This window comes from Rufibacter soli, from assembly GCF_054781795.1.
The window spans coordinates 1,888,323-1,900,782 of sequence record NZ_BAAGTS010000002.1; the positions used below are offsets into that span (position 1 = coordinate 1,888,323).

10 protein-coding genes and 1 tRNA gene are annotated in these 12,460 nt (G+C 52.2%); 2 read left to right on the plus strand and 9 right to left on the minus strand.

What is annotated here, in order from left to right:
* Positions 1-138 precede the first annotated feature (138 nt).
* The 3 genes from rpsO to ACYVJQ_RS09805 form a co-directional block, all read right to left on the minus strand.
* Complete coding sequence (gene rpsO, locus ACYVJQ_RS09795) at positions 139-414, minus strand: 30S ribosomal protein S15 (protein WP_460892893.1); 276 nt, start codon at positions 412-414, stop codon at positions 139-141.
* Positions 415-523: 109 nt separating this feature from the next.
* Complete coding sequence (locus ACYVJQ_RS09800) at positions 524-1,936, minus strand: LptF/LptG family permease (protein ID WP_460892894.1); 1,413 nt, start codon at positions 1,934-1,936, stop codon at positions 524-526.
* Between the two features lie 88 nt (positions 1,937-2,024).
* The gene (locus ACYVJQ_RS09805; protein ID WP_460892895.1) at positions 2,025-2,420 is read right to left on the minus strand and encodes an START-like domain-containing protein; all 396 of its coding nucleotides are present in this window, start codon (positions 2,418-2,420) and stop codon (positions 2,025-2,027) included.
* 135 nt (positions 2,421-2,555) lie between these two features.
* On the opposite strand from ACYVJQ_RS09805, the gene ACYVJQ_RS09810 reads away from it, so the two are divergent.
* Positions 2,556-2,629: transfer RNA gene (locus ACYVJQ_RS09810), tRNA-Met, on the plus strand.
* A 330-nt stretch (positions 2,630-2,959) separates the two neighbouring features.
* Here the strand turns inward: ACYVJQ_RS09810 and ACYVJQ_RS09815 are convergent.
* Positions 2,960-3,487 (minus strand): GreA/GreB family elongation factor, encoded by a 528-nt coding sequence (locus ACYVJQ_RS09815; RefSeq protein ID WP_460892896.1) that lies wholly within the window; start codon positions 3,485-3,487, stop codon positions 2,960-2,962.
* A 187-nt stretch (positions 3,488-3,674) separates the two neighbouring features.
* A complete protein-coding gene (locus ACYVJQ_RS09820; RefSeq protein ID WP_460892897.1) occupies positions 3,675-4,085 on the minus strand; it encodes an SPW repeat domain-containing protein in 411 nt (136 codons plus the stop codon).
* A 643-nt stretch (positions 4,086-4,728) separates the two neighbouring features.
* On the opposite strand from ACYVJQ_RS09820, the gene ACYVJQ_RS09825 reads away from it, so the two are divergent.
* A complete protein-coding gene (locus ACYVJQ_RS09825) occupies positions 4,729-7,377 on the plus strand; it encodes a heparinase II/III domain-containing protein (RefSeq protein WP_460892898.1) in 2,649 nt (882 codons plus the stop codon).
* 121 nt (positions 7,378-7,498) lie between these two features.
* Here the strand turns inward: ACYVJQ_RS09825 and ACYVJQ_RS09830 are convergent, their stop codons facing one another.
* The 4 genes from ACYVJQ_RS09830 to pcaF form a co-directional block, all read right to left on the minus strand.
* Positions 7,499-8,263, minus strand: coding sequence for an enoyl-CoA hydratase/isomerase family protein (locus ACYVJQ_RS09830; protein ID WP_460892899.1), 765 nt, complete (start codon positions 8,261-8,263; stop codon positions 7,499-7,501).
* Positions 8,264-8,437: 174 nt separating this feature from the next.
* On the minus strand, positions 8,438-10,489 hold the full coding sequence (gene paaZ / locus ACYVJQ_RS09835) for a phenylacetic acid degradation bifunctional protein PaaZ (RefSeq protein WP_460892900.1): 2,052 nt from the start codon (positions 10,487-10,489) through the stop codon (positions 8,438-8,440).
* Positions 10,490-10,597: 108 nt separating this feature from the next.
* Positions 10,598-11,200 (minus strand): acyltransferase, encoded by a 603-nt coding sequence (locus tag ACYVJQ_RS09840; protein WP_460892901.1) that lies wholly within the window; start codon positions 11,198-11,200, stop codon positions 10,598-10,600.
* Entirely contained in the window at positions 11,197-12,402 is a 1,206-nt protein-coding gene (gene pcaF / locus ACYVJQ_RS09845) for a 3-oxoadipyl-CoA thiolase (protein WP_460892902.1), read from the minus strand. Before pcaF ends, ACYVJQ_RS09840 begins: the two co-directional genes overlap by 4 nt.
* Between the last annotated feature and the right edge of the window lie 58 nt (positions 12,403-12,460).

Sequence of the window (12,460 nt, forward strand, 5' to 3'; positions counted from 1 at the left end):
TCTTGAAATAAGAGGCAATCAATGTAAAAGGCACCCAAAGGCAGAGAGCCAAGGGCGCTAAAAGAAAGAGAGGAATGCAAAGGCAAAAAAAAAGATTAGGGAATCCTGTTGATGAATTCCCTAATCTTTAAAAGTATGTTATTTACGAATGCCTAATTCAGCGATAATAGCGCGGTAGCGCGTAATGTCAGTCTTAATAAGGTAATTCAACAATCTTCTTCTCTTACCAACCAGTTTCAAAAGACCCAACCGAGTGGAGAAGTCTTTTTTGTGAACTTTAAGGTGGTCTGTCAGGTGATTAATTCTGGCAGTAAACAGCGCGATTTGTGATTCAGCAGACCCGGTGTCGGTGTCTAGTTTTGAATAACCGCTGGTTTGGAAGATTTCTTTTTTCGCTTCGGTAGTTAATTTCATTGCGTCTAAATGTACTAATCTTTTTTTTGCAGTCGTTTTTATAAGCCGCAAAGTTAGCAATCAAACCCAAATATTCAAATTCTTCATTAAATAAAGTCCCTGTATTTCTTTAGGCCATCTTTGTCCGTTGGAACCTGGCGGCTATTTTCCGCCAGAAGTCAAACTCCAGCAAACTGGAGTCATTGCGGGCCTGGTACAAAAAGAAGATACCCACCGGCAACAGAATCAGGTTGGCCGCCCACATACCTAAGGCTACCGGGGCCACTCCTTCCCTGCCCCATTTCTCGCCCAGGATGCTCATCACGTAGTAGACGATGAAAAAGGCAATAGAAATGATCACTGGCATACCCAAACCGCCCTTTCTGATAATGGCGCCCAGCGGAGCCCCGATCAGGAACATGATAAAACAGGCAAAAGCCTGGGTGAACTTGCGGTAGATCTCAATCTCATAGTTGTTATGCTCCCGCTTGATGGTAGCCAGTCGAGAGGCATAGGAACTGGTAAAGCTCTTCACGTTGCGGGCGGCATTGGAGGCGGTGCGCACGTCTTCCAGGGTAATAGCCGGCAGCTTCCCCAGTTTATAGTTTTTCAGCTGTAAGGTATCAGTGTAAGTTTTAGACCCGTAATAAGAATAGAAAGGCCGCACGTTAGGTTCCAGTAGCTTGGTTTCGGTGGTGATCTGCTTCTGCAGGGAGTCAGTGACCTGGCTGAGTTGGTTGATGTTCTTCATCATCTTGTTTTCAGAAAACCACTGCGAGTTGGTGCGGGTCATCTGAAAGGAGGATAAGTTCACCACAATCTTGTTCTTGGAAAAAGCCTGGCGCAGGTACCCACTACTTTGCCCATAGGCATTGGGGTTGCTAGAGCGGTCCTCAGCGAAGGTCTTGCCGTTGAACATCTCCAGGACCAGATATTGGTCATTGAACTGGGTGTACATCTTGCCTGAGTCTGCCAGCATCACAATGGCGTTGCCCTGCCCGTTGCTGTGGTCATAGATCATGATGTCTTTGAGCGTTTGCCCGTCTGGGAACTTCTTGCCTACCCGAATGCTGCGGTTGGGCAACCCGTTGTAGAATGACCCTTCCTTGAGATCTAAAGAAGGCTTCTTCTGCCGGATGTCCCACATGAGGCTGTACGCCTTGAGGTTAGCTTTGGGAACAATGGTATTATGGAAGAAAAAGGCAGCAATGGTTAGCAACACCGCAAAGAAAAAGACCGGGCGCAGCGCTCTTACCAAAGAAATACCGGAGGTTTTGATAGCCGTAAGCTCATGGTGCTCGCCCAGGTTCCCAAAGGTCATAAGGGAAGACAGGAGGATGGCCAGCGGGAAGGCCATGGGCGCCAGGTTCAGGCTGAAATAGAAGAGTAGTTCTGCAATCACGCCCGCCCCCAGGTCTTTCCCTATCAGGTCATCCAGGTACTTGAGAATCACCTGCAGCAGTAGAATGAATTCCACCACCGCAAACGTGAGAACAAAGGGCCCAATAAAGGACTTGAGAATAAGTTTATCTAATTTTTTCATGCAAGCGAGCCAGTTCTGTGTGCCCAGGCCAAGGTCAGTCCGGCACCCCAGAAGGGGCCAAAATTACGAAAAGAGGCGGAAACTATGGTTATCCGCCAATCAACTCCCGTAAGGTCAGCACCTGGTTATCCCAAAGTTCGGCTAGCTGTTCAACGTCTCCCACGTCTGTATAGTCTATCACGCGCAGATATTGTTCCTGGGTAAGCTCACTTGTTTCTATGGTAAAGTCAATGTAACTGTAGTCATGGGGCACGCCGTTGCCTGTTTCAGGGAAGGTTAACCGCACTGATTTATTGGTACGGTGGCTAGTCATTTCGGCAATGTAATTCTGGTTGTCCCAGGTGAGCCGGTATTTACGGTCGCCGATCTGCTGGGCAGACTCACAAAGCCATTGGGCCAACCCCGAGGCCGTACTAAGGTAAGGGTACAACATTTTGGGCGAGGCATTGAGGGAATACTCTCGGACAAACTTTATTTTACTCATAGACAGGAAAGCAAAAGTACTGATAAGGGTATAGGTAAGATGGGGGCGGCTTATGTTTCTCAAGTAAAGGAAAATATTTTATAGAAAAAAACTTGTGTGGTTATAATTCTTTCTCCTACATTTGCACCCGTAAAAGGCGGGGTAGCTCAGTTGGTTAGAGCACAGGATTCATAACCCTGAGGTCAGGGGTTCAACTCCCCTCCCCGCTACAAAGCTCCACCTGGCGGTGGAGCTTTTTTTATTTATATCCTGACCCCTAAGCGGTTAGCCTTTTTCTGAAGAATTATCTACCTCGTTAAGACCTTGCCTAGCCCCTGGTTTGGGGCAGTTTTTGGAAAAACGGCTTTAAAACGGAATCCTGTTTCCTTCGGGAGGTTTCCCTCCTTCCGCTTGCCTTTGTTCTCTCTCTAAAAAGGCCACGGGAAATAAAATAACTGAAATTCGAACTGGTTAAACGGGATGAAAAGCCCACAAAGCAAAACAGCACTTGCTTATTAAAAGCGAAAGTGCTGTCTTCATTTGATGTAATTGACGGGAAACTAGTCCGGTGACTCATAGGAAATCCCGGTTACCTGCACCTCTTCCTCAGTGGGTCCAAATTTCAAAGAAAGGTTTTGTCCCAGCGTGGCTCCCTGCAAGGCTTTGGCAATGGGGGCAACAAACGCGATCCGGCCTTCGGGCAGAGAGGCTTCATCTACCCCTACCAGCGTAAAGGTTCTGATAAGGCCAGGTTTGGGGCCTTTGATCGTTTTGATGGTAACCGTGGCCCCAAACCGTACCTGGTCCTGGGGTTGGTTGGCGGGGTCAATAAGTTTGGCGCTGTTCAACCGTTCCAATAAGGCACTTATTTGAGCTTTGAGGATAGTCAGTTGGCGGGTGCGGTTGGCAGCGTCTTCCCGGTCCAACTCGGCTTTGGACCGTTCTGTTTCCATAGCCGCCAGTTCATTCCTGAGTTGCTCCAGCCCACGGGGAGTGACATAGTTGGGCGTGCTCGCAGGCAAGGCGGCCCTGGGCGGAATAATGGGCGCTTCGCCCGCGTCATCTTCTTTCACAAAGGCACGACTCATGCCGCTATTAACGTACTGCTTAATGGCTGGGTTATGGCAATGTTCTGTTGACTTTTAATCACTCCGATAAAGAATTGAAATAGAGCCAAAAGCATCAGGTGTGTTTTAAGCCTACTTTTACTAAAACAGGCTCAAAACACGCTGTTCCCTAAGAATTTTGGGCCGATACTTTGCCAGTGAAATGGCGCTACAAAGCAGGGTAAGATTCTGCTTTCCGTTTTAGTTTTCTTTCTTTTTCGGGGTCCATTTCATCAACCTGGGTAAGGGCACTGACCAAGACACCCACAGCTCCCATGGCCAAAAAAGTGTTCCTGGCTTTAGCATTATCTGCAAACCCGAAAACCCAGGGAGCGGCAAGGGAAAAGAGGCCTATTCCCAAATCAAGGGCAACGTGCGCCTTGAAGGGCATGACCGGGACTGCCCCCCATTCGGCTTTCGTGATGAGCCCCGAAATTAGGGTGCCGGCACTAATAATCCGGCAGAGGGTGGTAGCGGTCTGTTCCTGTTCAAATCCTATAGTTTCTGGCGCAGTGGCCACTGCCGGTACAAAAGAAGCATCAGCTATACCGTGGTAAAGCCTGGGAATTGGTTGCCACATATGATTATCTGGTATGGTGGTACATGAGAATATCCGCCTGGGCGGTAAGCCTTAAGAACTTACGGTCTGGCAATTGGTTAGTTTTGGAATTTCCCTTTAACAGATTGCGCCGCCTTTTTCATTTCTTGACAAGAATGACATCTTTTATTTAAAGGCTTTCTATTATAGGACTTCTATCTTTTAGGTATCTCTTGCGCACAATTGGGCTCTTGAAAATCTTTAATTACATTATTTAAACAATCTATATTCCTCTGATAGGAAACTTGTCTTTTACTGGGAACTCTTTCTTGTTCTAATCTCTTGGGCAATCACTTAGAACCCTCATCTTTGGCTTGCTTATCACTATATGAAGAAACTATTACCTGTTTTATCCCCCCTGTTCTTATTTTTTGTTTTTTTCCAGGTTAGCCCGGGGTATGGCCAAACCGGAAGCTGGGGCCCGGGAAATGCTGATCTCACATTTCCCCGCACCTTACTGAAAGCGTCCCAGGTACCGGCGGTGCAGCAGGCTGTTTCAGTTGGGGAAAAGTTTCAGCTTTATGCCGGCTTATATAGCGGTGTAGTTGCTACGGAACCCACAGATAACACCACTTCCAATGGCCGAAGATCCCGGGCCACTTTTGCCAAAAACGCTGCTTTTGTTGTGTTGCTAAACCGCAAACCGCAGGATGGCACCATTGGGCTTTTAACGGAAGCCGAACGCACTGCCCTGTTCACCAAAACCAAGGGCCTTCTGGAAAACATCAACACCGCCGTCGAACCTTTTTCCAGCTATACGGAATGGCAATGGCGGTCAAAAGAGTTGATAGATTATATGGTGGCCTATGACCTGTTAAAGGGCGCAGGCTATTCAAATGAGGCCTTGGCCCTAACTAGAATCAAGCTGCAGGAGTTTGCCGGGAACCTCCACAAACAAACCATAACTCCTTATTTTGGGTTTGTTTTTTTCAACCAGATCAAGAATAACCATACCCTCATGACAACGGCGGCCCTGGGCTTGTCGGCGGTGGTGTTAAATGATGTGGGCAGCACAGATGCTAACCTGCAGCCTACCAAATGGATTAACACCGGCCTCTTCCACCTGGACAATGTGTTGTGGCGAGATGCCAACCGGCAATCAGATACCCTGGCCGTGGCCGGCTACGCCGAAGGTCCCTACTATTTCAAATACGCTTTCCTGAACTGCCTGCCTTTTATCAGGGCCATGGGCAATTTCCTACCCGACGGGCGGTTACCTTATACCTATAACACTACTACCAGAAGTATTCGGAATCCCTTTTATGATCCGGCCTATGACAAGCTGTATGACTGGATAACCGCCATACAGATGCCAGACGGCCGCATGCCTGCCCTGGAGGACTCCTATATAGACATGGCCATGCCGGAGTTGGCCCTTACGGGAAAAAGTAAATACCTCAACCCCATGGCGTTTACTAATCTCGGCCCCACCCAGTTAAACTCTCTCCATAAGCAGCTGACAGATATTACTGTAGATATGCGGGCGGCTTACCTGGCGGCCAACCTACCCTACGCCTCTCCTACTAACCCAAAATTGCTCGCCTCACCTGCCAGTGGGAACCTGGTTTTCCGGTCTGGGAATGACACGCTGGCCAGTTATCTGCACCTGTACGGCAAGAATGGCCAGGTGCAACGGGTTTCCGGGGGCCATAACCATGGTGATGCCAGTTCGTTTATCTTACATGCCCAAGGGCAATTACTGGCTTTGGACCCTGGATACCTAAGCAACACCAACCGGGGCAGCGTGGGCGAAGGCCCGCACCATAACCTTATTCTGGTAGATGGCGCGGGGCCGGCCATGGGAACCTCCGGTGCCACGAATGACGCCGAAGGCTTTATCCAAAACTCCGTTTCTACCGGGCGTCTGAGCTACGGAGAGGTCCGGACGGCCTATCATGGCGCCACTATCACCCGCAAAACCCTTTTTGTGCGAGACACTTACTTTTTGATGGCAGATGCCATCAGCTCTTCCAGCCCCCATACCTACACCTGGCAACTGCACGGCTACGGCCAGGAAGGCGGCAACGCGACTACCGGTACCTTCCAGGACAGCCTAGCCTGGCATTCTGCTACCTGGCAGAAAAACGGCGTAAACTTAAAGGCGCACGTAACCGCCACCAATGGGGCTACCGGCTATGCCAAAGCCAATAACGGGCATGAAGTCACCTATAATACCCTGGAGAACCATACCACCCTGCAGGTACAGAAGGCTGGCGAACCAAAGGCACAGTTCCTTTCTCTGCTTCATCCCTACCGCACTTCGGCCGCTAAAGTAAAAACCATCAGTACCGCCCAAACGGCCGCGTTGACGACGGCAGGTCATACGTACCAGGACCTGGCATTCGCTCTAGGAGATACGGTGGCAACCACCTTAAGTAGCCTGCCACAGGTTCTCACCTCAGATGCCCTGTTCACCTTTTATTCCCTGGACCTAACAGGGGAAATGGCGCAAGCGTTTCTGGAAACCGGGAAGACCCTTACCTATGGCGATTCCTTTCAGCTAACTTCCAGCCAACGCGCAACCCTGGCCTGGCAAAAATTGAATGACCTGGAAGTAGAAGGTTATGCCAGTAAAAGCACCATAATCAACGCATCCTTAAACCAGGCGCCCCTTTCGGTGACCGGAGAAAAGGTGGAAGGATTCACATATAACCCATTGACGAAGAAGGTTCAAATAACCCTTCTCGGAGCCTCTTCTTTCAAGGTGAATTTTGGGCCAGATGTTTTGCCGGTAGAGCTTATGCAATTCACAGGAAAGCGCCAGCAGCACACCATTTTGTTAAGCTGGTCAACTGCCTCAGAAAAAGATAACAAAGGCTTTGAGGTACAGCGTAAAACCGAAGAAATGCAAGGGTTTGAGCCGATTGGATTCGTAGCGGGGAAAGGCACTTCCCAGGTGGTGAATGCCTATTCATTTAAAGATGCTACCGCTTCCTCCTCTACCGTGTATTACCGCCTGAAGCAGCTAGACGAAAACCACGCCTTTGTTTATTCCAAAGTTATTGCGGTAGCAGGCACTAAAGTGGCAGCCCCTGAATTTAGGGTATTTCCGGTACCCGCTGATGAGGAGGTGCACCTTTTCTATAGCCCTAATGCCAAAGAGGCAAAGGTAAAAATAGCGCGGGCAGATGGAAAGGTTCTCCAAGAGTTTTCCTTCCAGCGGGAAATCAAGATTTCCACGGCTCACCTTATCCCTGGATTATATTTCCTGCATCTCCAGGATAAAGAAGGCAAGCCTCTAACCTCCCCCCGGAAATTGATTATCAGACACTAAGGTCCATTTGTTCAAAAATCTTAATTCAACAAAAAAGCCTTATTCTATTTTGGGCCTGTTTTATAAAAAACGGGCTTAAAACAGAATAAGGCTTTTTGGCTCCTTAGAAAGGAAACAGTCTTTATTTCTGCTTGAAGCCCTGGATGAAGTTGCGGGTAAAGTCAGACAACACTAGCGTGCCGCTGATGCCGGCGCGTTGCACCAGGAGCGTCTCCCAGTGCCCGGTGCCCTGCCAGAAGACCTGCTTTAAAGCGGTAAGCGCTTCGGGGCTGTAAGAGGCCAGTTTGGCGGCGAAGGCCAGTACCGCCGCATCCATTTCTTGGGTACTCTCATAGAGGTGCGCATATAACCCTTTCTCTTTCGCCCAGGCCGCCGACCGGAACTCACCGGCGTCCAGGGCCAGCTCTGAAAACGCGGCAAGCCCAATCTTGCGCTCCACTGCCGGCCCAACCACAAAGGGCCCGATGCCCACGGCAATCTCGCTAAGTTTTACCGAGGCCTGCTGCGTGGCGAAGCAATAGTCAGTGGCCGCGGCCACGCCTACCCCGCCGCCAATGGCCTTGCCCTGCACCCGGCCAATAATGATCTTGGGACTGGTGCGGCAGGCGTTGATCACCTTGGCAAAACCAGAGAAAAACTCCAGGCCCTGCTCCTTGTTTTGGATAGCGATCAATTCATCAAAAGAAGCACCGGCGCAGAAGGTCCTTTCCCCCTCGCTCCTGAGGATAATTACTTTGACGTTTTCGTCTTGCCCGGCTTGCGTAATGGTTTGGGCCAGCTTATTTAACAACGCGCTGGGCAAGGAGTTATGTGAGGGGTGGAAGAAAGAAATAACGCCTATGCCGGCGTCTTGGATAGTTAATTCTACAGTACCTTTTTCAGTCATTTGGGAACGGTGCTTTTGGCTTTGAAGATGGAGCGAAAAGAAAGCGCTAGCAGGTTTCCCACCAGCCCTTTCAATCGCTTGTTTTCATAAGTTGAGGTAGATGAAGGCAGAAACTGTTTTAAGACCGTTTTTCAGAAAACAGGCTCAAAACGGCTTCTGCCTTCCTTCCTATTTTTAGGCCTGGTCCAGCTTTTTGACCATGGTCATAATGGTGGCAATGGCCACCGTCTCGCCGGTTTCATCGGTGACGTCCACCAGCCATTTCACAATCCCTTTGGCCACGTCTTCGGCGCTGCGTTTTTCCTGGCCTACTTTCTCCTTCACGGTGAGTTTCACGCCAATGGTCATACCGGGGTACACGGGTTTGGTGAAGCGGCAGTTCTCCAGGCCGTAGTTCAAGAGCACCGGCCCTTTCTTGGGGTCCACGAACATACCGGCCGCCTTGGACAGTATGTAGTAACCATGGGCTACCCTCCCGGTAAATAAAGTCCCTTCCAACGAGGTGGCGTCTACGTGGGCGTAGAAATGGTCCCCAGACACGTTAGCAAAGTTGGTGATGTCTGCCTCCGTGACGGTGTGGCGGTGCGTGACCCAGGTTTCGGAGATCTCCAGCTCCTCAAAATGCTTCCGGAAAGGATGCACGTCTTTTTCAATTTGCTTGGCTCCCTGCTGGTACACGCCCGTGATGGCTGTGATCATGGTAGGCGATCCCTGGATGGCGGTGCGCTGCATAAAGTGCTTCACGCCCCGCACGCCACCCATCTCCTCGCCGCCGCCGGCCCTTCCGGGTCCGCCGTGGGTCAGCATGGGCATGGGCGAGCCGTGGCCGGTACTTTCTTTGGCGCAGGCGTTGTCCAGTACTAGTATGCGGCCGTGGTGGGTGGCGGCGCCTATGGCAAACTCCTGGGCAATAGCCGGGTCTGCCGTAGCAATAGAAGCCACCAAAGAGCCTTTGCCCAGCTTGGTGAGTTCAATGGCCTCGCCTAGGTCCTTGTAGGGCATCAAAGTAGCCACCGGCCCGAAGGCCTCTACCTCATGGGTGTGGGTGAATTTAAACGGCTGGGCGTTCAGCATGACAATGGGCGAGATAAAGGCGCCCTTGTTCTGGTCTGCGCCAATGAGGTTCACCTTGTCCAGGTCGCCGTACACAATGGGCGTCTCGCGGGCCAGGTCGCGTACCTGGTCCTGCAGCTTTTTGAGTTGCTCCCTTCCTACCAAAGCGCCCATGCGCACGCCCTCGGCCTGCGGGTCCCCGATGGCGGTTTTAGACAGCTCTTTGCCCAAGGCAATCTGCACGTCCTCCACAAGTTTCTCCGGTACAATGGCCCGCCGGATGGCGGTACATTTCTGCCCGGCCTTGGCGGTGATCTCTTTCCTGATTTCTTTAATGAACAAGTCAAACTCCGGAGTACCCGGCACAGCGTCCTCGCCCAGCACCGAGCTGTTCAGAGAGTCTGCCTCCATGGTGAAAGGAACAGCTTCCTGGATAATGCGAGGATGCGCTTTGAGCAAGCGGCCGGTATAGGCAGACCCGGTAAAGGTGACCACGTCCTGGTAGGTGAGATGGTCCAGAATGCCTTCGCCGGAGCCGGTCACCAGTTGCAAGGCGCCTTCCGGCAAGAGCTTGGAGGCGATGATTTCCCGCACCACGGCCTCGGTGAGGAACGCGGTGATGGGCGCGGGTTTCACGATGGCCGGCATTCCGGCCAGCAGGTTCACGGCAATCTTTTCCAGCATGCCCCATACCGGGAAGTTGTAGGCATTGATGTGCACGGCCACTCCTTCTTTGGGCACCAGAATATGATGCCCCATAAACGTGCCGCCCCTAGACAAACCTACCGGCTCATCTTCCACAAAATACGGCTTGTCCGGAAATTGCTTCCGCAGGGAGGCATAGGCGAACAGGTTACCTATACCGCCCTCAATGTCTACCCAGCTGTCGGCGCGGGTAGCGCCGGTGCGGTAGCTGAGTTTGTAGAAATCCTCTTTTCGCTCGGTGAGGTGCAGGGCCAGGGCCTTTAACATGCGTCCCCGCTCCTGGAAGGTCATCTTGCGCAGGGCCTTATTGCCTTTAGCGCGGCCGTATTCCAGCATGGCCGCAAAGTCCAGGCCGCCGCTGTATGCCGTATAGATTTGCTCGCCGGTGACGGCATCTAAAATCTCGCTTTCTTTTCCAAAACCGGGGGTCCATTGGCCCATGGCGTAATTCTGCAATACTGCGGTCATATTTTTGGTTGTTATTTGCTGGTGGTTAATTGTTTTAACGCTGCAAAGAAGGGAAACACTTGAATTCGTTTTGGGCCTGTTTTTTGAAAAACAGGCCCAAAACGGAAATTAGCTTTCCACCCTTTTTCGTTCGTTCCAGGTTTGGTAGCCTGCCTCTTGCTTTTTGCGGTTTTCGGGTATTTCCCGCAAGGGTTCGCAGGGCTTTAAAATGGTGTGGCAGTCGGCAGGGAGTTGCATGTAGATCTGGGTGCCTTCGGTTTTCCAGGCTAGCATCTCATCACTCACCTGTTTCACGATTTTGTGCGGATTGCCCACCACCACGCTGCGGGGCGGGATTTTTTCATCTGCTTTCAGAAAACAGAGCGCCCCTACCACGCTTTCGTCACCAACCTCCACCCGGTCCATGACCACGGCGTTCATGCCTACCATCACGTTACGGCCAATGGTGGCACCATGGATAATGGCACCGTGGCCGATGTGCGCCATTTCCTTCAGGTGCACCGTGGTACCGGGGAACATATGGATGGTGCAGTTTTCCTGCACGTTGCAGTTGTCTTCAATGACAATCTCGCCCCAGTCGCCCCTGATAGCGGCGCCGGGACCTACATACACGTTTTTGCCGATGATCACGTTGCCCGTGACCGTGGCTTGCGGATGCACGAAAGAGCTCTCATGCACCACCGGAATATAACCGTTGAATTCGTAGATCATGCCCGCTCAATTATGGCCGCGTAGCCTTGCCCCACGCCCACGCACATGGTCACCAGCGCATACCGCTTTTTTTGGCGGTGCAGCTCCAGGGCCGCCGCGTTCAGGATTCTGGCGCCGCTCATGCCCAGGGGGTGACCCAGGGCAATGGCGCCGCCGTTCGGGTTCACGCGCGGATCCTGGTCGTCCACTTTAAGGCCGCGCAGGCAGGCCAGCACCTGGGAGGCGAAAGCTTCGTTGATCTCAATCAAATCCATGTCGTTCATGGTGAGCCCGGCGCCCTTTAGAGCCATCTCCGTGGCGGGAACCGGCCCGAAACCCATGAACTTGGGCTCTACCCCAGCCGCGCCCATGGACACGAAGCGGGCCTTGGGGGTAAGGTTGTATGTCTTCAAAGCTTCTTCAGAAGCGAATAGCAGGGCGGCGGCCCCGTCATTCAGGCCCGAGGCATTGCCCGCCGTCACGGTACCTTCTTTGTGGAAAGCTGGTTTCAGTTTGGCCAGCACCTCCAGGGTGGTAGTAGGCTTCATGAATTCATCCTGGGCAAACACCTTGGGATCGCCTTTTTTCTGCGGAATAGAGACCGGCACGATTTCCTCAGCGAAGAGGCCGGCCTCCTGGGCCTTGGCCGCCTTTTGCTGGGACCAAACCGCAAACGCATCCTGGTCCTCGCGGGTGATGCCTTCTCGGCGGGCCAGGTTCTCGGCGGTCTCGCCCATGCCGTCTACCCCAAACGCCTCCTTGATGCGGGGGTTCACAAAACGCCAGCCGAAGCTGGAGTCATACATCTGCGCGTCGCGGCCGAAGGGCGTGCTGGTTTTGGAGATCACCCAGGGCCCGCGAGTCATGTTCTCCAGTCCGCCGGCCACAAACAGCTCTCCGTGGCCGCACTGGATGGCGCGGGCCGCGGCTACCGCCGCCGATAAGCCGGAGGCGCAGAGCCGGTTCACCGTCTCGCCGGGAATGGCAAACGGCAAGCCTGCCAGCAGCAAAGACATACGGGCCACGTTGCGGTTATCCTCGCCGGCCTGGTTGGCGCAACCCATGATCACATCGGCAATGGCCATGGGGTCAGCGCTGGGGTTGCGTTTCATCAGTTCCTGGATGACCAAAGCGCCCAGGTCATCGGGCCTCACCGGAGCCAGGGAACCCCCGAAATTCCCGATGGGGGTCCGGATGCCGTCTACTAAATATGCTTCCTTCATGGTGGTGTTTTTCTTTTGGTTGATGCGTTTTGAGACTGTTTTCTGAAAAACGGGCCCA